Origin of the sequence: Salinicola rhizosphaerae, assembly GCF_014652715.1 — a bacterium.
Taxonomy (GTDB): Bacteria; Pseudomonadota; Gammaproteobacteria; order Pseudomonadales; family Halomonadaceae; genus Salinicola; species Salinicola rhizosphaerae.
This window is the reverse complement of record NZ_BMZI01000002.1, coordinates 283,070-303,482: the sequence shown is the minus strand read 5'-3', so window position 1 is coordinate 303,482 and position 20,413 is coordinate 283,070. Positions and strand designations below refer to the sequence as shown.

General features: G+C 65.8%; 18 protein-coding genes. 10 read left to right on the top strand and 8 right to left on the bottom strand.

Features of this window, described 5'->3' with window-relative positions:
• Positions 1-12 precede the first annotated feature (12 nt).
• The 4 genes from IE125_RS04855 to IE125_RS04840 all read right to left on the bottom strand — a co-directional run bounded on the left by IE125_RS04855 (position 13) and on the right by IE125_RS04840 (position 7,151).
• The gene (locus IE125_RS04855) at positions 13-1,326 is read right to left on the bottom strand and encodes an MFS transporter (RefSeq protein ID WP_189443509.1); all 1,314 of its coding nucleotides are present in this window, start codon (positions 1,324-1,326) and stop codon (positions 13-15) included.
• Positions 1,326-3,410 carry a hydantoinase B/oxoprolinase family protein gene (locus IE125_RS04850; protein ID WP_189443508.1) on the bottom strand — a complete coding sequence of 695 codons (2,085 nt, stop codon included), beginning with the start codon at positions 3,408-3,410 and terminating at the stop codon, positions 1,326-1,328. Before IE125_RS04850 ends, IE125_RS04855 begins: the two co-directional genes overlap by 1 nt.
• The gene (locus IE125_RS04845; RefSeq protein WP_229808926.1) at positions 3,407-5,578 is read right to left on the bottom strand and encodes a hydantoinase/oxoprolinase family protein; all 2,172 of its coding nucleotides are present in this window, start codon (positions 5,576-5,578) and stop codon (positions 3,407-3,409) included. Before IE125_RS04845 ends, IE125_RS04850 begins: the two co-directional genes overlap by 4 nt.
• 103 nt (positions 5,579-5,681) lie before the next feature.
• Entirely contained in the window at positions 5,682-7,151 is a 1,470-nt protein-coding gene (locus IE125_RS04840; protein WP_189443507.1) for an aminotransferase class V-fold PLP-dependent enzyme, read from the bottom strand.
• Positions 7,152-7,299: 148 nt separating this feature from the next.
• On the opposite strand from IE125_RS04840, the gene IE125_RS04835 reads away from it, so the two are divergent.
• On the top strand, positions 7,300-7,749 hold the full coding sequence (locus tag IE125_RS04835; RefSeq protein WP_229808925.1) for an Lrp/AsnC family transcriptional regulator: 450 nt from the start codon (positions 7,300-7,302) through the stop codon (positions 7,747-7,749).
• 37 nt (positions 7,750-7,786) lie between these two features.
• Here the strand turns inward: IE125_RS04835 and IE125_RS04830 are convergent, their stop codons facing one another.
• Entirely contained in the window at positions 7,787-9,892 is a 2,106-nt protein-coding gene (locus IE125_RS04830) for a TonB-dependent siderophore receptor (protein WP_229808924.1), read from the bottom strand.
• A 24-nt stretch (positions 9,893-9,916) separates the two neighbouring features.
• Positions 9,917-11,287 (bottom strand): ABC transporter substrate-binding protein, encoded by a 1,371-nt coding sequence (locus IE125_RS04825; protein WP_189443505.1) that lies wholly within the window; start codon positions 11,285-11,287, stop codon positions 9,917-9,919.
• 359 nt (positions 11,288-11,646) lie between these two features.
• Here IE125_RS04825 and IE125_RS04820 point away from each other — a divergent pair, with 359 nt between their 5' ends.
• A complete protein-coding gene (locus IE125_RS04820; protein ID WP_189443504.1) occupies positions 11,647-12,645 on the top strand; it encodes a D-2-hydroxyacid dehydrogenase in 999 nt (332 codons plus the stop codon).
• Here the strand turns inward: IE125_RS04820 and IE125_RS04815 are convergent.
• On the bottom strand, positions 12,642-13,043 hold the full coding sequence (locus tag IE125_RS04815; protein ID WP_189443503.1) for a (R)-mandelonitrile lyase: 402 nt from the start codon (positions 13,041-13,043) through the stop codon (positions 12,642-12,644). The genes IE125_RS04820 and IE125_RS04815 overlap by 4 nt on opposite strands.
• Before the next feature lie 115 nt (positions 13,044-13,158).
• Between IE125_RS04815 and IE125_RS04810 the strand changes: the two genes are divergently transcribed.
• The 6 genes from IE125_RS04810 (at position 13,159) to IE125_RS04785 (ending at position 17,335) form a co-directional block, all read left to right on the top strand.
• Positions 13,159-14,049: a LysR family transcriptional regulator gene (locus IE125_RS04810; RefSeq protein WP_189443502.1), complete on the top strand. Its 891-nt coding sequence runs from the start codon at positions 13,159-13,161 to the stop codon at positions 14,047-14,049.
• Between the two features lie 269 nt (positions 14,050-14,318).
• A complete protein-coding gene (locus IE125_RS04805; protein ID WP_189443501.1) occupies positions 14,319-14,783 on the top strand; it encodes a (R)-mandelonitrile lyase in 465 nt (154 codons plus the stop codon).
• 34 nt (positions 14,784-14,817) lie between these two features.
• Entirely contained in the window at positions 14,818-15,672 is an 855-nt protein-coding gene (locus IE125_RS04800) for a carboxymuconolactone decarboxylase family protein (protein WP_229808923.1), read from the top strand.
• Between the two features lie 190 nt (positions 15,673-15,862).
• Positions 15,863-16,624: an SDR family oxidoreductase gene (locus IE125_RS04795; RefSeq protein WP_189443500.1), complete on the top strand. Its 762-nt coding sequence runs from the start codon at positions 15,863-15,865 to the stop codon at positions 16,622-16,624.
• Between the two features lie 75 nt (positions 16,625-16,699).
• The gene (locus tag IE125_RS04790; RefSeq protein ID WP_189443499.1) at positions 16,700-16,939 is read left to right on the top strand and encodes a tautomerase family protein; all 240 of its coding nucleotides are present in this window, start codon (positions 16,700-16,702) and stop codon (positions 16,937-16,939) included.
• A gap of 42 nt (positions 16,940-16,981) precedes the next feature.
• Positions 16,982-17,335, top strand: a complete 354-nt coding sequence (locus IE125_RS04785; RefSeq protein WP_189443498.1) for a cyclophilin-like fold protein — start codon at positions 16,982-16,984, stop codon at positions 17,333-17,335.
• A 79-nt stretch (positions 17,336-17,414) separates the two neighbouring features.
• On the opposite strand, the gene IE125_RS04780 is transcribed toward IE125_RS04785, so the two are convergent.
• A complete protein-coding gene (locus IE125_RS04780) occupies positions 17,415-18,812 on the bottom strand; it encodes an aminotransferase-like domain-containing protein (RefSeq protein WP_189443497.1) in 1,398 nt (465 codons plus the stop codon).
• Positions 18,813-18,932: 120 nt separating this feature from the next.
• On the opposite strand from IE125_RS04780, the gene IE125_RS04775 reads away from it, so the two are divergent.
• Together IE125_RS04775 and IE125_RS04770 are read left to right on the top strand one after the other, a co-directional pair.
• On the top strand, positions 18,933-19,661 hold the full coding sequence (locus IE125_RS04775; protein WP_189443496.1) for an alanyl-tRNA editing protein: 729 nt from the start codon (positions 18,933-18,935) through the stop codon (positions 19,659-19,661).
• Positions 19,658-20,260: a LysE family translocator gene (locus tag IE125_RS04770; protein WP_189443495.1), complete on the top strand. Its 603-nt coding sequence runs from the start codon at positions 19,658-19,660 to the stop codon at positions 20,258-20,260. The genes IE125_RS04775 and IE125_RS04770 overlap by 4 nt, the downstream gene beginning before the upstream one ends.
• Positions 20,261-20,413 lie beyond the last annotated feature (153 nt).

Sequence of the window (20,413 nt, the reverse complement as noted above, 5' to 3'; positions counted from 1 at the left end):
TCGCAACGCCGATCAGTTCGCGGTGGCCTCGGTGAGCGTCGCGCCCTTGCGTAGATGCTCGGGCTCGCGGACCAGCGTCGAGCCGGCGAGACTCACGACGGCGGCAAACATGACGTAGAACGCCGGCGCCATCGGGTTGCCGGTGACATCGATCAGCCAGGTGATGATGAAGCCGGCGAAACCGCCGAACAGCATTACCGCCAGGTTATAGGCGATCGAGAGCCCGGTGGAGAGCACCCGTGGCGGCAGGATCTCGGAGAAGGTCACCACCACCACGCCGGTGTAGCCGGAGATCGCGATCCCCAGGATCAGCTCGCAGAGCAGCAGCGAGCCCAGACCGGGGAAGTGGTTGATCATCGCGAACATCGGATAGATCAGCACGAGGATGGCGAGCGACGAGCCGATCAGCCACGGCCGACGGCCGGTGCGGTCGGCGAGATGACCGGCGATCGGCGTGCATAGCGCGAGTACGCAGCCGCCGAGCATGCCGCCGGCAAAGCCGACGCTCTCCGGTAGATCGAGAAAGCGCTGCGAGTAGCTTGGCAGGTAGAAGAGAATCGCGTAGGAGCAGACCGTCCACAGCGCCACCAGCGAGAAGCTGACCAGCGTCTCGCGGGGATAGCGGCGCACGATCTCCGCCAGCGGCGAGTGCGATCGCTCGTCGGCCTTGAGCACGCCGGGCTCCTTGAGCCGCCGGCGGATATAGAATCCGAGCGGCCCGGCGAGTGCGCCGAGGATGAACGGCACGCGCCAGCCCCAGGCGTGCAGCGACTCGGTCGACATTGCCAGGCTCAAAAGCGTCCCGCTGGCCGCGCCCAGCAGGATCGCCACGCCGATGCTCGACTGGATCCAGCTGGCGTAGAACGCCTTGCGCTTGAGCGGGGCATGCTCGGTCAGAAACGCCGCGGCACTGCCCATCTCGCCGCCTGCGGCGAGCCCCTGGGCGAGACGCGCGATGACGATCAGGATGGGCGCCCACACCCCGATCTGTTCGTAGGTCGGGGCGATACCGATCAGCAGCGTCGCCCCCGCCATCAGCATGATGGTGAGCATCAACGCCGGCCGGCGTCCGACGCGGTCGGCATAGATCCCCAGCAGAATGCCGCCGAACGGGCGGATTACGAAGCCGACGCCAAAGGTGCCAAGTGCGAGCAGCAGCGAGGTCATCTCGTCGTCGCTGGGGAAGAACTGCGTCGCGATGATCGCGGCAAAGAAGCTGTAGACGGTGTAGTCGAACCACTCGAGACCGTTGCCGATCACGGTGGCCACGATCGCGCGGCGGCGCTGGCTGGTGTCGGCGTCGTGGGAAGAGGCGGCTTCGCGCATCAGGAGCTCCGAGTCGAGGTTGAGAGATCGCCGAGGTCGGCTGCGGGGTTGGCGCGCGTCGCCTCGAGAGGCGTCAGCGTAGTTTCCAGCGAGGTAAGCGCGGCTTCCAAGCGTGACGCGGCGTACGTGAGTGCATCGTCTGTCGCGACTTCGCGAGGAAAGGCCGACGGCAGTTCGGCCAGCGCGGCATCGAGGACGGCCTGACGGCTCGACCGACGCTGGGCTGCCGGCAAGGCGAACAGCGCGTGGTGCAGGCGATCGAGCCGCGCGGGCGAGAACACGGCATCCCAGTGCTCGCGTTCGGCACCGAGGGCACTCGGCGTCGGGCGTTCGCGACGCAGCGTTTCGGTGGCATCGGCGTCGAGTGCGGCGCGGCCCGCGGCATCGTCGACGACGGCGATTCCGTAGTCGCGGCGCGCGGCGTCCCGCGAGACCAGCCCGCGGCGCACGTCGGCCAGCACCGCCTCGGGTTCGCGGTCGAAAGGATGCCCCCAGCCGCCGCCGCCCGGCGTGTAGAGCGCGATCTCGTCGTTTTCGGCCACGGCGAGCATGTCGATCTTGCCGAGCGATCGCGGCGCTTCGCCGGCCCGGTACAGCTCGAGCCGCGCGGGTTCGCCGGCGCCACCGCCCTGGGTGCCCCAGGGGCGGAAGGTCAGGCGTTCCATGCCCCGCGCGAGCACGTGCCCCTGCGCGCCACGGATGCGAAAGCGCAGCATCTGGCCGCTGCCGCCACGCCACTGGCCCGCACCGGCGGAGTCTTCGCGCAGGCCGTAGCGCACGATCTCCAGCTCGGTTTCGGCTTCCACCGTCTCCACCGGATTGTTGGAGAGGTTCGAGATGCTGCTGTCGCGGCCGTCGGCGCCGTCGAAGCCCGCGCGGCCCCCGGTGCCGCCGACCATCGGCTCGACCACCTGGACGTTCTGGCCGCCCCCGTGGCGCGCCGGCTCGGCAATCACCACCGGAATGATGGTACCGCCGCTGGCCGCCGGCATCGTCTCCGGCAGCGCCTGGCCGAGCACGCCGTTGAGCGCATCGTTGACGCGAACAGCGGCGGCGTGGCGAACCCCGACGGCGGCGTTCGGCAGCGGATTGACCAGACTGCCTTTGGGGGCGGTGACGTCGATCGGCGCCAGCAGCCCGCCGTTGATCGGAATGCCCGGATCGAGCGTGACCATCAGCGCAAGGACGCGCAGCGTCAGCCAGGCGTGCGGCCGGCCGTGGCTCGGAATATTGATCGCCGCGGCCACCTGCGGGTCGCTGCCGGTGAAGTCGAGATGGATACGGCCGTCGGTCAGCGTCACCGCCAGCGCGATACGCACGGGCGCGCCGCTGCCGGCCTCGTCGTCGAGAAAGTCGCTGAAGCGGTAGGTCCCTTCGGGCACCTTCGTCAGCACCGCACTGCCGCGCCGCGCCGCGTACTCGACCAGGTCGCGCTGGACGTCGAGCAGGGCGGCGACGCCGTGCTGGGCGATGGTCTGGCGAAGCCGCTCGCGGCCGGTGCCGACAGCGCCGATCATCGCGCGCAGATCGCCCATATTGGCCTCCGGCGTACGCGAGTTGGCGCGCAGCAGGGCGGCCACGTCCTCGTTCAGCTCGCCGGCACGCATGATCTTCACCGGCGGGATCTGCAGGCCTTCCTGATAGATCTCGTGGTTGGTCGGCGAGATGCTGCTCGGCACCTTGCCGCCGACGTCAGACGCGTGCAGGAAGCCCCAGCCGTAGGCGACGATCTCGCCGTCATGGAAGAACGGCTCGAGAATGTGCAGGTCGGGCAGGTGCGTCGCCAGGCCGCCGGAGCGCGCGGGATCGTTGGTCAGGATCACGTCGCCGGGCGCGAGATCGCCGTAGCGTTCGCGCGCGGCCGCGAGCGTCGCCGTACAGTCGAGGCCGACGAAGCCGGAGACGCCGAGCGCCCGCGGGTAGGCGAAGAAACGCCCGTCGAGGCCGACCAGCGCGCAGCAGAAGTCGGCGGTCTCCTTGACGTAGAGGGTGCGCCCGGTGCGCTGCAGCGTCAGGCACATCTCCTCGGCGATGGCGGTCAGCTTGTTGCCGAGGATCTCCAGCGTGATGGGGTCGAGTTTCATGCGCGCGGCTCCTCGTCAGCGAAAGACTCGTCGGCATCGGCGGCGAGATGCAGGTTGCCCAGGGCGTCGACGCGGGCGTGCCACCCGTGCAGGATCACCACGGTGGTATCGTCCTGTTCGACGATGGCCGGCCCGTCGAAGCGATCATTGGCGCCCAGCTCGGCGCGGGCGTAGATGGCGGCCTCGTGCCACTCGCCCTGCAGGAAGAGACGACGGTGCGTGCGCGGCGTGGCGCCTTCGCCGGCGAAACGCGACGGGCTGGTCGCGTCGACCAACCGGCCGACCACGGCCAGACGGATGGTCGAGACGTCGATCGGCGTGGGCTGGTCGTGGCCCTCGTCATTCCCGAAGCCTTCATCACGAAAGCCCTCATCTCGAAAACCATAATGAAGCTCGTGCTCGCGGTGGAACGCTTCGCGCAGGGTGGCGGCATCGAGCTCGGCCAGGCGGTCGGCGGCGAAGGCGACATTGAGCTCGTAGGCCTGGCCGGCGTAGCGCATGTCCAGCGCGGGCAGCAGCTGAACATCGTCGCCGTCAGCGCTCTCGAAGCCCTGATCGGCCAGCCAGTCGCGGGCCTCGTCGATCATCGTCGCCCAACGGCGGGTAATCTCACCGGCGGCACGATCATCCAGCGTCACGCGCAGGCTGCGTACGAAGTCGCGGCGTAGGTCGGCGGTCGCCGCGCCTAGGGCGCAGAAGGTGCCCGGCTGCAGCGGCACCATCACGCGCGGCAGGCCCGCTTCCGCCGCCAGCCAGTTGGCGTGAGTCGGACCCGCGCCGCCGAACGGCACCAGCGTGAAATCGGCCGGGTCCAAGCCGCGCTGGGCCAGCCCCTTGCGCAGCTCCGCGGCCATCTGCGCGGTGGCGATCTCGAGCGCGCCGGCGGCGGCGCGCACGCCGGCGTCTTCGCCGCTCATCGCCAGACGCGCGGCGACCGCTTCCAGCGCCTGCGAGACGTCGCGGGTGTCGAGCGTCATGGTGCCGCCGGCGAAGACCTCGGCATCGAGCACGCCGAGAGTCAGGTAGCAGTCGGTCACCGTCGGTTCGGTACCGCCACGGCCGTAGGCGATCGGACCGGGATCGGCGCCGGCGCTCTCCGGGCCGACCTTGAGCACGCCGAGTTCGTCGACCCAGACCTTGGAGCCGCCACCGGCGCCGATGGCGGAGACGCCGACCACCGGTACCACCAGCGGCATGCCGCCGATTTCGGTGCGCGTGACCATCTCCGGCGCGCGCGCCTGTGAGACCGCGATATCGCTGCTGGTGCCACCCATGTCGAAGGTGACCAGGCGCGAGACGTCCGCCTCGTTGCCCAGGCGAATCGCCGCGACCACGCCTGAGGCGGGTCCGGAAAGCACGGTGTCGATCGGCCGCGCCAGCGCCGTTGCCAGCGACATCGAGCCGCCGTTGGAGGTGGTGACCAGTAGTGGGGCGTCGATGCCGAGCTCGCCGATCAGCTCGGTCAGGCGAGCGAAGTAGCGATCCATCAGCGGCTGGATATAGGCGTTCAGCACCGCCGCCATGGTGCGCTCGTATTCGCGAATTTCCGGCCAGGTCTGGGCGGCGGAGAGCACGCTGATCGTGTTGCCGTGACGCGCAAGCGCGGCGGCGAGTTCGGCTTCCTGCTCGGGCTGGAGATAGCCGTTGATCAGCATGATCACGGCGGCATCGACGTCGAGCGCGGCCAGGTCGGCGGCGACGCGCTCGATCTCGGCGGCGTCGGGCCAGCGCGTGATCGCGCCGTCGCGGTCGAAGCGGGCGCCGATCTCGAGCACGTTCTCGCGCGGGATCAGCGGCGTCTCGCGGGTGGCGTGGAAGTCGAACGACGACGGCATGCGCGCGCGGCCGATTTCGAGAATATCGCGGAAGCCTTCCGACACGATCAGCCCGACGCGGGCGCCGCGACGCTGGATGATCGCGTTCAACCCGATGGTCGTGCCGTGCTGGATCGCGGCGATGGCCGACGGCGGCAGTGCCTGCTCGGCGATCAGCCGGGCCAGGCCGTTGCCCACGGCCTGCGCCGGGTCGGACGGCGTGCTCGGCTCCTTGTGGAAGATCGGCGCCTGTCGCCCGCTGGGGTCGAACAGCACGAAATCGGTGAAGGTGCCGCCGACATCGATGCCGACGCGGAAGTTGTTGTCGTTCTGGGCCATGTCAGAAGGAGCCAAGTGTCATCTTCGGATTGGACTGTCGCGGCGCGCGCGTGGCGCCGTCGCCGGTCGTCGAGTCGGGTGTCGGCCAGCGCGATCGGGCCGGTCGTTCACGGGAGCGTCATTCTACCTTAGTCATGTAGTTGTTTGTCTCTTCCGCACTCGTGACGCGAAAGCGGGCGGTGCGGGAATCCCCAACGTAGTGCTCGGCCCAGTGGCTCGCCTCGCGGGCGAGGGTGGCCACGCCGTCGAGTATCCGTTCGACCTGATCGTCGCCATGCAGATAGTGCAGGCTCAGCCGCACCCAGCCCGGCTTGGCCAGCTCTTCGCCGTTCTCGAGCCTGGCCAGCAGCGCCTCGGAGGCATCGTCGTCGATCGCCATCAGGCGATGGGCATAGGGCCCGGCGCAGGCGCAGCCGCCACGAGCTTGGATGCCGTAGACGTCGGAGAGCATGCGGGTGAAGAGCTGATGGTGGATCGGCGCGCCGTGTGCGTCTTTCACCTGGAACGAGAAAATCGGCAGCGCCGGGGCTTCCGGATTGCCGAGCAGGCGCAGGCGCGGCTCGGCCTGCCAGCGTGCCAGCGCCCGTTCGCGCAGGGCCGCGTCGCGCTCGCGAATGAAATTGCCACCCACGGCGGCCTTGACCAGCAGTGCCAGCGCGGCGCGAATATCGCCGATCACGTTGGGCGTACCGCCCTCCTCGCGCGCTTCGACCCGCCCGCTATAACGGTGCTGCCACGGCGAGACGAAGCTGACCGTGCCGCCCCCCGGCTGGGTCGGGACGTTGCCGTGGACCACGCTGTCGCGGAACACCAGCACGCCGGAAGCGCCCGGTCCGCCGACGAACTTGTGCGGCGAGAAGACGATGGCGTCCTTCTCGCAGCCCGCCGCCGGCGCCATGTCCATCGGCAGGTAGGGCGCGCCGCCGGCGTAGTCCCAGATCGCCAGCGCGCCGTGACGCTTCAGGCAGCGCGTGACCGCGTCGACGTCGGTGAGGGTGCCGGTGACGTTGGAGGCGGCGGAGAAGCTGCCGACGATCAGCGCGCTGCCGGCCGCGGCCGTGAGCGCCGTTTCCAGCGCCTCGAGATCCGGTCCGCCCGCGGCGGCTTCGGGGATCTCGACGAGATCGGCGCCGCTCTCGCGCCACGGCAGCAGGTTGGAGTGGTGCTCGTAGGGGCCGATCAGCACGGTGATCCGTTCACCGGCGCGTACCCGCGCGGCGATGCCGAGCAGCGCCACGAGTCGATTGAGCCCCGCTGTGGCGCCGGCGCCGTTGAAAACGACATGACAGCCCGCGCCGTTGACCTCGTCGCGCACGATCTCCCGCGCCTCGGCGCGCAGCCGGGTCATCGTCTGGCCGCAGAAGGAAGCCTCGGTGTGCGAGTTGGCATAGAAGGGCAGCACCTGTTCGGCGATAAAGCGCTCGACCTGGCGCAGGGCGCGTCCGGAAGCGACGTGGTCGGCGTAGAGCAGGCGCCGGCGGCCGAAGGGCGTGTCGAATTCGACGTCGTCGCCGATCACGCCGGCGCGCAGGCGGGCAACAACGTCGGGATGGGCCAGGGAGTCGCGGAACGCGTGCAGCGCGGACATGGTGTCTCTCTTGTCAGTCGGTGAAATCGGCCGGCGAAGCCGATCGATGCGACCTTAATGATACGAGAGCTGCCGTCGTTCACAGGTTGTAAGATTGACGACGAATCATGCCGATTGTGGAGAATTTGAACGAATGACAGGCGTTAAGATGGATCATTACAACCTCGCCATTCTGCGAACGCTGCAAACGCATCCGACGCTTCCCCAGCGCGAGCTCGCCGAGCGCATCCATCTCTCCCAGAACGCCTGCTGGCGGCGGCTGAAGCAGCTCGAGTCAGCCGGCGTGATCCAGGGGACGCGGCTGGTGATCGGCCGTGAGGCGCTGGGCATCGATCTGGTGGTGTTCACCATGATCCGCACTCGCAGCCACTCGGCCGACTGGCTCACCGCCTTCCGCGAGCATGTGCTCGGCATCGAAGAGATCAGCGACTTCTACCGCATCAGCGGCGACTACGACTATCTGCTCAAGATCGTCACCCGTGACATCGCCGGCTTCGACCGGGTCTACCAGCGGCTGATCGACGGCTTCGAGATCGATACCGTCACCTCCTACTTCGCCATGGAGGCGCTGGCCGAGAATCGCCCGCTGGCGCTGTAGCGGGGCCGCCCCTGGTTGCCGCCCTCTCGCCGCTGTCCTAGAACGACACGCTGGCGCCTAGCGTCACCTCCAGCGGTTCACCGACGACAACACGCGTATCGCCGCCGCTCGACGGGTAGTAGGTGGTGTCGAAGAGGTTCTTCACGTTGAGCTGTAGATGGGTCTTATCGCCCAGCCAGTGCGTATCCCAGCCGACAAAGGCGTCGGCGACGGTATAGTCGTCGAGCGTGAAGCTGTTGTCATCGTCGCCTTCGCGCGAGCCGACGTAGCGCACGCCGCCGCCGACGCGCCAGCGGCCATATTCAGGATTCACCGCAAGATCCTGTGCCAGCAGCAGTGATGCCGTGTGTCGGGCGACGTTCGGTAGCTCGTTGCCTTCGGTGTCGCCGTCGGCGTCATCGAGAATCCTGGCGTCGGTGTAGGCGTAGCTGGCGAGCAGCGACAGGCGCTCGGTCAGTTGCCCCTGCAGCGCGAGCTCCACGCCCTGCGAGCCGCTCTTGCCGATGGCGCGGGAGACGCCGTTGTCGCTGACCACCACGTTCTCCTTGGTAATGTCGAACCAGGCCAGCGAGGCTTCCATGCGCTCGTCGAGCAGCCGTCGCTTCAGCCCGACTTCCCAGCCGCGCCCCTCCTCGGGGTCGAAGGTCTGGCCGCTGTCGCTGTCCGGCGTGTTGGGCACGAAGGATTCGCTGTAGCTGGCGTAGACCGAGGTCAACGGATCGATGCGGTAGAGCAGGCTGGCATGCGGCAGGAAGACGGTATCGTCGGTATCGGTCTCGACCACGAACGGCCGACCCTGGCCGCCGTACTGTTCGGTGTACTGATAGCGCCCGCCGAGGCCTAGAATCCAGCGCTCGCCCAGATGCACGTTGTCGTCGACGTAGGCGGCGGTCGAGTTGATTTCGTCGAGCCGGTGGCTGCGGCTGGTCTGGTAGGTGGCGCCATCCAGACTCAGATCACCGTCGTCCGGATCGTAGATCGAGATCGTATCGGTGTCGCCGCGATAGCGGTCGGCGAGGTAGTCGCGACGCCGCTCGTGATCGACGCCCAGCGTCATCTCGTGACGCAGACCGGCAAGATTCACATCACCCAGCAGCTCGGCCGCAGCGTAGATCACCCGCCGATCGTAGCCGTGATTGGCGTCGGCGCGACGCGTCGCGATGCCGTCGCCATCGACGCTCAGCACGCGAGGCTGGCCGTCGTCGTACTGGCGTCGGTTCCAGCCGTAGGTGAGCCGGCTGGTCCAGGCAGTCGAGAGATCCTGCTCCCAGCGCGCGGTGACGGACTGGTCGTGCCCTTCGACGCCGGACCAATCCTCGTCCAGCCGTCGCGTACGCGGGATATCGACCGCCTTGCCGTCGACGAAGGCCGTGCCGCGGTCGAGCGTCAGATCATAGTCGCGATACTCGTAGGCGAGCCACAGCCGGGTGTCGTCGTCCTCCCAGGCTAGCGACGGGGCGATCACCGTCTGGCGGTTGTTGCCGAAGTCGCGCCAATAGTTTTCGTCCTGCTGACCGACGATGAAGCGGAAGGCGCCGCCGGTGTCACCCAGCGGCCCGGTGACATCGACGCTGGCATCGCCGCCGCCGAAGGAGCTGCCCTTGCCGCTGATGCTGCGCTGCCAGGTGTATTGCGGCTTCTTGCTGACGATATTGATCACCCCGCCCGGCTCCTGGATGCCGTAGCGAAACGATCCCGGGCCCTTGAGAACTTCGACGCGCTCGGTGGTGAATAGCGGAAAGGTGTTGCGTGGCTGGCGGATGCCGTCGCGCAGGATGGAGCCGTCGCTGTTGCTGCCGAAACCGCGCTTGATGAATCCCGCTTCGGTGCCGCCCATGGTGTTGCCGAGCGTCACCCCGGGCACGTAAGCCATGGCGTCCGTCAGCGAATCCGCGCCGCTGTCGCTGATGACCTGCGACGTCAGTGCGTCGACGGTACGCGCTTGGGCCAGAAAGTCCGTACGGCGGCCGGTCGCCATGTCGGAATCGCCCGGTCGATAGCCCTGTGCCTTTGTTGCCACCTTGGCCGCCGTGACGGTGAGCGGTTCCAGCGTTGCGTCGTTGTCGACGGCGGCGAATAGCGGCAGGCCATGGAGGGTGGCGAACGCCGCGGTGATCAGGGTGAGCGAGTGGCGAGAAGGCACGAGGAGAATTTCCGTTAGGTTCGATTAGGGATGTGTGATCGGCGTAGCGGCCAGGATGCTTGTGCCGACGCTATCGGATTGGGCGCCAGGTGCATCGCGCAACCTGTCTCCGGGCTCTGCCGGAGCCTCGGCGCTGGCCGCGGCTTTGGACGTGTCACCGGAAGTGGCTTCGGACGTATCACCGGAAGTGGCTTCGGACGTATCACCGAAAGTGGCTTCGAACGTGCCCCGGGGCGAGATCGGCAGAAAATCCGCGAACAGCGCTCGGCGCGTCGTTGCGGGATCGAGCGCCGCGCACTGTCGAGGATGCAGCCACTTGGCGATCGCCTGCAGCGCCACCGCCGAGAACGGCCCCTGGTGATAGCCGTGCCACAGGGCGTGAAACCGTCCTTCGTTCACCGCCGAGAGCGATGCCCAGCCCGGCCTTTGCGACACGATGCGGGCCATGTCGCGCTGTGTCGTCTCGGGCGCGACACCAAACCCCTCGCGAATGGAGCTACCGCCGGGCCAGCGCGCCGCGGTGGCGATGATCACGTCTGGATCGCGGGCCAGAATACGTTCGGGATTGAGCACGTTCTCGCTGCCGGGCGTCAGGTTGGCGGCCAGATTGTCACCCCCGGCACGGCTCACCAGATCGGCGATGCCGCTGTCGAAGTTGCTGCGACAGCAGTCGACCTTGAGCCCGGGCGCGATATCGATCAGTACGCTGGGCGCCTCGAAGCGTTCCGGGGCGTTGTCGATGCAGTCGTCGACGGCATCGACGGCGCTCTCGAGCCGGCTGACGAGCGCGCGAGCGCGGGGGTCGACATCCAGTACGCGACCCAGCAGCGTCAGAGACGGCCCGGTATCCGCAAGCGGGTGCTGCTGAAAGTCGATGAAAACCACCGGGATCTCGAGTGCCGTGAGCTGATCCAGCAGCGGCGACTCCCGCAGTTCGGCATAGCGGGCCAGGTTGATGACGACCAAATCGGAATGCAGCGTGAGCAGCGACTCGGCGCTGAGCCTGGCATTGCCGCCGCCGAGCGACGGCAGGCGGGCGAGTGCCGGAAAGATTTCGGTGAAGCGTGCCTGTGCCTCGTCGTCGAAGCCGGCGAGCGAGCCGTGCCAGCCGCTCATCCGGGCGACCGGGTCGGGCAGTAGCGCGGCGAGTGCGAACAGGTGTCTAGGGTCGTCGAGGAATATTCGCTGCGGTACGTGATCGAGCGTGACCTGCCGGCCGGCGAGGTCGGTGACGGTCAACGGTGGCTCGGCAGCATTGACCGGCACCATCGACATTGCGGCGAGTAGCAGCACGGCCATCAATCGCAGCATCAATGCCGGTTGCCGCAATGTCTGTCGCGCAGCGAAGCAAGAGAGGGTGACAAGCCGGTGGACGCGGTGGCCGTTGGCGAGCATCGGGCAGTTCTTGTAGTTGATTAAGTATAATCATTATCATTCTTGTTCAAGAAGGGGTCAACAACCGAAGAGGCCAGCAACCGGAGGATCAACGATGGGCGGGGCAGCAGCGAGACCGTCATGATGGAATGCACCGATGAGCATACCGACACTGAACGTGTCAGCGTTGGCGGTGCGTGAGAGGCGTCGGCGCCCCTGACGCCATCATCTTTTATGATGCTAAAGACCAATGCCCGAAATTTGTTCCTTGCGACGATTTGGGGCCACACTGGCGTCACTCGTCAAACATCATACAAATACGCCGATAACGTTATCGCGTACGCCCCGCGCGTCACGCAGACCATCGATCAGGAGCCGACATGACCGATTCGACCGCCCCGCTCAATATCCATATCTACACCGATCCCGAGTTTCGCCAGTCGCGAGACTTCGCCGATGAGCGGGTGCTCGGCATTCGCGACGAGTTCGACGGGCTGGCAGCGCGCATCGCATTGAGCTTCAGTCATGACGAAGCGAGTTTGAACGCGGCGCTCACCGATGCCGAGGTACTGATCCTGGTCGGTAGTCTGGATCTCGCCGATGTCGCTGCCCGAGCGCCGAAGCTACGCTGGATTCACATCACCAGCGCCGGCGTCGATCGCATCCCCCTGGATCGCCTGCCCGAGCACGTGCTCGTCACCAACGCCAAGGGCAATCATGAAGTACGCACGCGCGAGTTTTCGATGACGGCGCTTTTGATGCTCAACAATCGCCTGCCGGACTTCGTGACGCAGCAGCGCGAGAAGCGCTGGGCGCAGACCGCGCTCGAGCCGATCGATGGCAAGACGGTGGTGATTCTGGGAATGGGGGCACTGGGCAGCGGGGCGGCACGCGCGGCGAAGCATCTCGGGCTCAAGGTCATCGGCGTCAGCCGCTCCGGACGGGAGCACGAGCTTGCCGATATCAGCATGCCGCAAAGCGAGCTGAAAACGGCGCTGGCGGAGGCTGACTTCCTCTTGATCACGCTGCCTCTGACGCCGGAAACGCGTCACGCGGTCGGCGCCGAGGAGCTGGCGGCCATGCCCGAGCGCGGCGGCGTGATCAACATCGGCCGCGGCCCGGTGCTGGATGTCGCGGCGCTGGCCGAGCGACTGGAAGCCGGCAAGCTGCGCGGCGCGGTACTGGATGTGTTCCCCGAGGAGCCGCTACCGGCGGACTCCCCCTACTGGACCACGCGCAACCTGATCGTCACTCCACACAGCGGGCTCTACGATGCCGACTACGTGCCACGCTGCCTGCGCTTCTTCTTCGCCAATGTCGAGCGCTATCTCGACGACCGGCCGCTGGAGAATCGCGTCGACACGGCGCTGGGATACTAGGCCTTGCCTTCGTACTGCGCGTCCTCGACCTTCTCCATCCAGGTCACCGGGCTGCCGTCGATCGACTCCTGAATGGCGATATGGGTCATGGCGATGTCGGGCGCCGCGCCGTGCCAGTGCTTTTCGCCAGCGGGAAACCACACCACGTCACCGGGGCGAATCTCTTCGATGGGTCCGCCTTCACGCTGGACTCGGCCGAATCCTGCGGTAACGATCAGCGTCTGACCTGCCGGGTGCGTATGCCAGGCGGTTCGCGCGCCGGGCTCGAACGTCACCGCGGCACCGCTGGTGCGCCCTGGCGCTTCGGCGGTAAACATCGGGTCGATGCGAACGGTGCCGGTGAAGTAATCTTCCGGGCCCGGCGCGGAGGGCTGCGTGCCTGCGCGATTGATTTTCATGACAACCTCCTGATGGGTGGCGATAGCGCTATCGGTGATAGCCTTTGCAGGTTAGCAATCCCCTCGCGATTGATAAGGGGCGCACACCGGCAGCACCTATGAGAGGAGTTCATGAATGCTGAGAGAGAACATGACCGGCCTGGTGGCGTTCGCGACAGTGGCCAGGGCAGGTACGTTTACCAAGGCCGCGGCGCAGCTTGGCGTCTCCCAATCGGCGCTGAGTCATACGGTCCGCGATCTCGAGGCGCGGCTCGGTATCAAGGTGCTGGCCCGCACCACCCGCAAGGTCGCGCCCACGGTGGAGGGGCAACGCCTGCTCGAGCGGGTGGTGCCGATGCTCGAAGAGCTCGAGAGCGAGCTATGGTCGATCATCGACACCCGCGACAAGCCGGCTGGCAACTTTCGCATCACCACCACCGACTACGCGGCCAACACGCTCGTCTGGCCCAAGCTGCGCCCGGTCTTGAGCCAGTATCCGGACATTCATGTCGAACTGGTCACCGACTATCAGCTCACCGATATCGTCGAGTCGCAGTTCGATGCCGGTATCCGGCTGGGCGAGCAGGTCGGTGAGGGCATGATTGCGGTGCGCGTCGGGCCGGATTTCTCGATGCGTGCCGTGGCGTCGCCCGACTACTTTCGCACTCATGGCAAACCGCAGACGCCGCAGGCGTTGACCGAGCACCGCTGCATCAATCTCAGGCTGCCGACCCACGGCAGTCTCTACGCCTGGGAGTTCGAGAAGGAGGGGCGTGAAATTCGGGTCAAGGTGCAAGGTCAGCTCACGTTCAATACCATCGAGCCGGTGCTGCAGGCCGCCATCGACGGCTACGGTATCGGTTACTTGCCGGACGGCCTGGTGGCGGATGCCATTGCCGCCGGCAAGCTGGAGCCCGCGCTGGAAGCCTGGTCCCCGCCGTTCACCGGTTATTTCCTCTACTACCCGCATCGCCGGCAGTCCTCGCCGGCCTTCTCGATCCTGGTCGAGGCCCTGCGCCAGGTGTGAGTTCCCGGTGGCATCGCACGACAGGCCATCGGCGATACCCTTCTACCGCCGATAAAGACCTCCTCGGTGCGCTCGGGCGTGGACGCGGTATCGGTTCGCGGTTTCTGGATTCATGAGTTCGTTTCATGGCTGCTTGCGGCTGTACGCCATGGTTCGATGACTCGTGCTGTGCAAAGGTTTGCCGTCGATAGATGTTGTTTCTCGCTCGATCCTGTCGATTCGACGGTGATCGCGACTATCGACCTTGACGCCAAGCCGAGGAGGCCATGATGAAAGCGCCATATCTGATCGCCATGTTGGGGCTAGTTATGACCGCGGGTACCGCTCAGGCGGATAGCACGCAGATCAGCCATCTTCAGGACCGGAATACGGTGGTAGGCAGCGAAGCGCTCTTCGCAGGCCACGCTCTGATCGATCCGCTCTTCGACAGCAACGATGTTCGCCACATCACCGGCGGCAAAGTCACGTTCTCGCCGGGTGCCCGCTCCAACTGGCACACCCACCCCGCCGGTCAGACCCTCGTCGTCACCGATGGCAGCGGCTGGATCCAGGAAGCGGGCGGGGAGAAACGCGTGATCAAGGCGGGCGACGTGATCTGGATACCGCCGGGCATCAAACACTGGCATGGCGCATCCGATACGCATTCGATGACGCACGTCGCCATCCAGGAGCAGATCGATGGCAACGCGGTCGAGTGGCGGGAGCCGGTCAGCGACGAGCAGTATCGGAACTGATCCGGCGATACGTTCTACCTCGAGCCCTTGTCTCATGCGCAACTGCTCGAGTGATGCACCGTTCTTCCACCGCCGCTTTCTGGAGCTCTACATGCGCACCACGCATTTTTGTACGATCCCTCTTTTGGGCTTGCTGGCGGCCTGCGGCCAGTTGCCGGAATCCCAATCGTCTCGGGACTTCTCGCCCGCTCCGAGCGAGGCCGAGACAAAGCGGGTTTCCCCGGCATTCGCACATTACACCGATGACAAAGTCATCGATGATCTGTGGCATCGAGCCGACCTGAGCCCCAGGGATCGCAGCATCGTGACCCTGTCGGCGCTGATCACGCAACAGCAGGCCGCCGAGCTGCCCTATCATTTCAATCTGGCGCTCGACAACGGTGTCACCGCCGACGAGCTCTCCGAAATCATCACGCATCTGGCGTTCTACACCGGTTGGGGCAACGCCACCGCTGCGGTGGCGATTCTGGCCGATGTCTTCGAGGCGCGTGGCATCGACAATTCCTCATCGCCCGCTATGCCCATACAGCGCTTGCCGCTGAACGAAGAAGCGGAAGCCAAGCGTCAGCAGCTGGTCGCGGAGCGCTTCGGGGATGTCGCCCCAGGTGTGGTCGAGTACACCACCGATGCCCTCTTCCTCGATCTCTGGCTGCGCCCCGGCCTGGCCGCGAGAGATCGGAGCCTGGTCACCGTCAGTGCCCTGGTCGCCGCCGGCCAGCCCGAGCAAGTCACCTTCCATCTCAATCGCGCCATGGACAACGGGCTGTCGAAGGCCGAAGCCTCCGAGACGCTCACCCAACTGGCGTTCTACGCCGGCTGGCCCAAGGTATTTTCGGCCATGCCGGTGTTCAAGTCTGTGTTCGAGTCGCGCGGACTGATTGCGGGTTGACCTTCCCTGCATCATCAGAAGACAGAGCTGCGATTGACGCACGCGACGAGTGGATTCACGAGGATACTGACGCGATTCATGAGAAAAACGACTAGGTCTTAGCGCGGTAGAGCGCTTATCAATCCCCATAGTCGCCTCTAGGCTTTTCGTTTCATTTCTCGTCTGTACGAATCGTCAAGGAGACAGCCCGATGTCAGCCGATTTTACTCATAAAGTTGCCCTCGTCACCGGCGCCGCCATGGGCATGGGTTTCGCCACTGCCCGAGCCTTTGCGGAAGAAGGCGCCAAGGTCGTGCTCTCCGACATCAGTCAGGAATCTCTCGACGAGGCTGTCCGGACACTCGAGAACGAGGGGCATGAGGTGACCGGGATTCGCTGCGATGTCGCCCAGGAAGCCCAGGTCGCCAATCTGGTCGCGCAGACCGTATCCACCTATGGCCGTCTCGACGCCGCCTTCAACAATGCGGGCGTTCAGAGCGATGCCACGGAAACTGCCGATGCCACCAGCGAAGAGTTCGCACGCGTCAATTCGATCAATCTGTTCGGCGTGTGGTGCTGCATGAAGTACGAGCTCGCCCAGATGCGTAAACAAGGCAGCGGCGCCATCGTCAATTGCTCTTCGCTGGGCGGCCTGGTCGGTCTGCCGGGCCGCTCGATCTATCACGGCACCAAACATGGCGTGGTCGGAATGACCAAGAGCACGGCGCTGGAATACGCCTCGCGCGGCATTCGCGTCAATGCCGTCTGCCCCGGCACGATCGATACACCGATGGTGCAGAAGATGGTCGAGAGTGGCGATCTAGCGCTCGAAGACATCTTCCGGGAGCAGCCGATCGGCCGCCTGGGCCGTCCTGAGGAGATCGCCTCCGCCGTCCTCTGGCTGTGTGGTCCGGGTTCCACTTTCGTCATCGGCCACGCTTTGCCGGTCGACGGCGGCTTCACCGCGCATTGAACGCCGGGGTCCGCCGTCCGACGCTCTTCTCCCCCTTGAAGTAACCGCACTGTCAATAAACCCCGAGGAGTCTCCATGCCCCATCTCACTCTGAAACTGGCCTCTGGCCGTTCCGAGGCCGTGAAGCAGCAGCTGGCGGAGGCTTTCACCCGTGATCTGGTCGAGATTGCCGGCGCCGAGCCTGGGCAGGTCTCTATCGCAATCGAAGACGTCGACATTCAAGACTGGCGCCGCCTCGTCTACGAGCCGATCGTTGCGCCGGTATTGCCGGTGCTCTACAAGCAGCCTGGCTACGGTTCCGAAGACCTGCTCTGACGTGACGGCCATCACCAACCTTTACCTGGACGCCAACTTCCCATGCGGATTCTCTTCGTTATCGGCGGCTGCCATCTCGGTGCCGTGCTCGACGAGACGCCGGCTGCTCGCGCCTTCGCCGATCTCCTGCCGCTCCAGTTATCGCTAAGCGATTTCGGTGGCGGCGTGGAGAAAGTCGCTGACTTGCCTCGTTCTCTTCCCGTAAGCGAGGCGCCGGACGGCATGGCGCCGCAAGTAGGTGATATTGCCTACTATGCCCCTTGGGGCAATCTGGCGATTTTTCGCCAAACGTTCGGGTATGCCAAGGGATTGGTAAGGCTAGGGCAATTCGCCTCGCACTTTGCCGAGCTGGATCGCAGCGGTCGGATCGTCGTCACCATCGCGTTGGATGAATAGCCCTTTCCTACCCGCCAGGAGCGTGCAGCTCTGGCGATCACCAGACATGCATGAGCGAGCGACATGTCTCAAGACGCGATCACACCGTCTGCCACAGTAGCGGGTCAGGGTCGCCTAATGTGTCGGCGATGATCTCGAGCGCACGCTCCAGCGCTTCGCGGCTTTCGGCGGCACTGATGCAGACGCGGATCGCCTGAGGCGCGCTCACGGCGCCCAGGCAGAAGCTTTCCGCGCTGCTGACGTTGACGCCCTGCGCCTGCAGCTGGCCGACGACCTGGCTGGTACGCAGCTCGCCGGGCAGGGCCAGCCACAGATAGAACCCACCACGCCGGCCGCGAGGCGAGAAGTCACCCAGCTTCTGCATGGCGCGATCGAAGCGCCATTCGAGCTCCTCGCGCTGCCAGGCGAGCAGCGCATCCGCGTCGCCATTCTCGATCCAGCGGCACACCAGCGAGGCCATCAAGGGCGGCGGCATCCAGCTCTGCGCACGCAGTGCCGCCGTCAGCCGCGGATGCAGGCTCGGCGGCGCGCGCATGGCACCGACGCGCAGCCCCCCGCCGAGCAGCTTGGAGACCGAGAACAGCGTCACCGTGCATTCCGGCGCCAGTCGGTAGAGCGGGGTGACGGGATCGTCGTCGAGCCGGGGATGAATGTCGTCCTCGATCAGCCAGAACTGACGTTTGCGCGCCAGCGCCACCAGCGCGTGGCGGCGCGCCTCGCTGAGTCTCGCAGTAGTGGGATTGTGGCAGTCCGGCATCAGGTAGAGGGCGCGAAACGGCTGCTGATCGTGGGCGCGCGCCAGCGCCTCGACGTCGATGCCCTCCTCATCGAACGGAAGCGCCACGCTCTTCAGCGAGAGCTGCTGCAGCGCGCTGATCAGGCCGGGATAGGTCAGTCGCTCCGCAGCCACGCGCTCCCCCGGCGCGAGTAACGCGCTGAGACTCAGAAAAATGCCGTGCATCCCGCCCTGGTTGATCACCAGATCTTCCGCCGCTACCGGGCGGCCCAGTGTCGCCAGCCAGCGCGACAGCACCTCACGCTGCCAAGCCTGTCCCGCTTCCGGCTGATAGTCGATCGCCGCGCGCAGCAGCTCGGGGTCGTGCTGAACCGACGCCATGGCGCGCGCCAACGAGGCCGCGCGCTGCGGATGTGGCGGCGGCAGGGAGAGGCTCAGGTCGACGACATCACTCTCCGGCGAGAGCTGACGTACGTGACTGAAGGCCACCGTTTGGGGGCTCGATTCGCGTACGTAGGTGCCGCTGCCGACACGGGCGGTGACGGCGCCGCGCTGTTCCGCCAGCGCATAGGCGCGGGTCACCGTGCCGACGGTCACACCAAGCGCATCCGCCAGCCGTCGCTGCGGCGGCAGTTTGGCGCCGGCAGTCAGGTCGCCGTTGGCGACGGCATTGGCGATGGCATCGGCCAGCTGGCGGTAGCGCGGGCCCTGCCCGGAGAGTTCGGGAATCCAAATTGTCATGGTGACAAAAATCGCGTTGACCGCGTCAATTAACGGTTTATGCTCGGATTGTTTGGCTTTTACGCCGCAATGTCAATAAATTGTACCCATACGATTTTAATCCAACTGATGAGGTGTCCGATGGCGACCGCGCTGACGTTCCGTGATCTTCCCCATACTCGTGAAAGCCTGGCGACGGTGGTGATGGTTGCCGAGGATGGCGTGGTGATCACCGACGCGACGCTGTTCTATCCGCAAGGTGGCGGGCAGCCGGGTGACCGTGGATCATTCATTACTGCCGATGGCCGCGAGCTGGCGGTACACGACACACGCAAGGGTGAGAATGGCACGGTTCTGCACCGGCTCGATCCGGACCATGGCCTGGTTGTGGGTCAGAGCGTGACGCAAAAGCTCGACTGGCCGCTACGGCACGCCCACATGCGCATGCATACCGCGCTGCATCTGCTATCGGTCGTGGTGCCGCACGGCGTCACCGGTGGCAGCATCGGCGCTGATCGTGGCCGGCTGGACTTCGATCTGGGTGACGCCAGTTTCGACAAGGATGAACTCACCGCGCGTCTCAGTGGGCTGATCGAGGCCGACTATCCCGTAACCAGCGAATGGATCGCCGAGTCCGAGCTCGATGCCCATCCCGAACTGGTGAAGACCATGTCGGTGGCGCCGCCTCGAGGGGCGGGCGACGTTCGCATGGTGCGTATCGGCGATATCGACTATCAACCCTGCGGCGGGACTCACGTGGCCTCGACCGCAGAGATCGGGGCGGTTCGGATCGCCAGCATCAAGAATCGCGGGGCACGTAACCGCCGCTTCACGCTCGTCTGGGCATCCGAATCGGGAGGTGGGCAATGATGTCGCTTGGCTGGTGGTTCTCGGTAGCACTCTTCTCCGTCTCGATGACCGGTACGCCAGGCCCCAACAACGTGATGCTGACGGCGTCCGGTGCGCTCTACGGCTATCGCCGTACCCTGCCGCATATCTTCGGCATCATGGCGGGCTGTTTCGCGCTGTTCATGGCCGTCGCGCTGGGCCTTGGCGTACTGTTCGAGCGCTTCCCGCTGATCCAGCAGGGGCTGAAGATCGTCGGTGCGGTCTATCTGCTCTATCTGGCGTGGAAGATTGCCACCGCGCCGCCACCGGATCTCGCCGCCAGCGAGGGCGGCCGGCCGCTGACCGCCTGGCAGGCCGCGACCTTCCAGTTCGTCAATCCGAAGGCGTGGGTGATGGGCATCGCGCTGATCGCCGGCTTCATGCCCGCCGACGGTCCGCTGCTCATCAACGCTTTAGTGCTTTCGGCGTTCATGGAGGTCATCGGCTTCTTCTGCATCTCCTGCTGGGCCGGCTTCGGCATGGCCATCGGCCGGCTGCTGAAGACACCGCGCGCCTGGCGGGTTTTCAACGGCCTCATGGGGCTCGCCACCGCCGCCTGCGTCGGTTTTATCGTGACGTGAAGCGACTCATCTTTCTATTCAGATCGAGAAGTGATTAGTCCATCGGCGAGCGGGATGCAGCGTGAGGCGCGCGGCGCGCAGGCGTTCGAGCCTATGGGGTATAGGTGAAATCGTCGAGCACCGCGCAACGAAGCGCAGCGCCCGCGCAGCCAT

Excerpts from the sequence above, each read along its gene's own strand:
- IE125_RS04855 (WP_189443509.1), bottom strand. The coding sequence starts at position 1,326 with ATGCGCGAAGCCGCCTCTTCCCACGACGCCGACACCAGCCAGCGCCGC.
- IE125_RS04850 (WP_189443508.1), bottom strand. The coding sequence starts at position 3,410 with ATGAAACTCGACCCCATCACGCTGGAGATCCTCGGCAACAAGCTGACC.
- IE125_RS04840 (WP_189443507.1), bottom strand. The coding sequence starts at position 7,151 with ATGTCCGCGCTGCACGCGTTCCGCGACTCCCTGGCCCATCCCGACGTT.
- IE125_RS04835 (WP_229808925.1), top strand. The coding sequence starts at position 7,300 with ATGGATCATTACAACCTCGCCATTCTGCGAACGCTGCAAACGCATCCG.
- IE125_RS04825 (WP_189443505.1), bottom strand. The coding sequence starts at position 11,287 with ATGCTCGCCAACGGCCACCGCGTCCACCGGCTTGTCACCCTCTCTTGC.
- IE125_RS04820 (WP_189443504.1), top strand. The coding sequence starts at position 11,647 with ATGACCGATTCGACCGCCCCGCTCAATATCCATATCTACACCGATCCC.
- IE125_RS04815 (WP_189443503.1), bottom strand. The coding sequence starts at position 13,043 with ATGAAAATCAATCGCGCAGGCACGCAGCCCTCCGCGCCGGGCCCGGAA.
- IE125_RS04810 (WP_189443502.1), top strand. The coding sequence starts at position 13,159 with ATGCTGAGAGAGAACATGACCGGCCTGGTGGCGTTCGCGACAGTGGCC.
- IE125_RS04805 (WP_189443501.1), top strand. The coding sequence starts at position 14,319 with ATGAAAGCGCCATATCTGATCGCCATGTTGGGGCTAGTTATGACCGCG.
- IE125_RS04800 (WP_229808923.1), top strand. The coding sequence starts at position 14,818 with ATGCGCAACTGCTCGAGTGATGCACCGTTCTTCCACCGCCGCTTTCTG.
- IE125_RS04795 (WP_189443500.1), top strand. The coding sequence starts at position 15,863 with ATGTCAGCCGATTTTACTCATAAAGTTGCCCTCGTCACCGGCGCCGCC.
- IE125_RS04790 (WP_189443499.1), top strand. The coding sequence starts at position 16,700 with ATGCCCCATCTCACTCTGAAACTGGCCTCTGGCCGTTCCGAGGCCGTG.
- IE125_RS04785 (WP_189443498.1), top strand. The coding sequence starts at position 16,982 with ATGCGGATTCTCTTCGTTATCGGCGGCTGCCATCTCGGTGCCGTGCTC.
- IE125_RS04780 (WP_189443497.1), bottom strand. The coding sequence starts at position 18,812 with ATGACAATTTGGATTCCCGAACTCTCCGGGCAGGGCCCGCGCTACCGC.
- IE125_RS04775 (WP_189443496.1), top strand. The coding sequence starts at position 18,933 with ATGGCGACCGCGCTGACGTTCCGTGATCTTCCCCATACTCGTGAAAGC.
- IE125_RS04770 (WP_189443495.1), top strand. The coding sequence starts at position 19,658 with ATGATGTCGCTTGGCTGGTGGTTCTCGGTAGCACTCTTCTCCGTCTCG.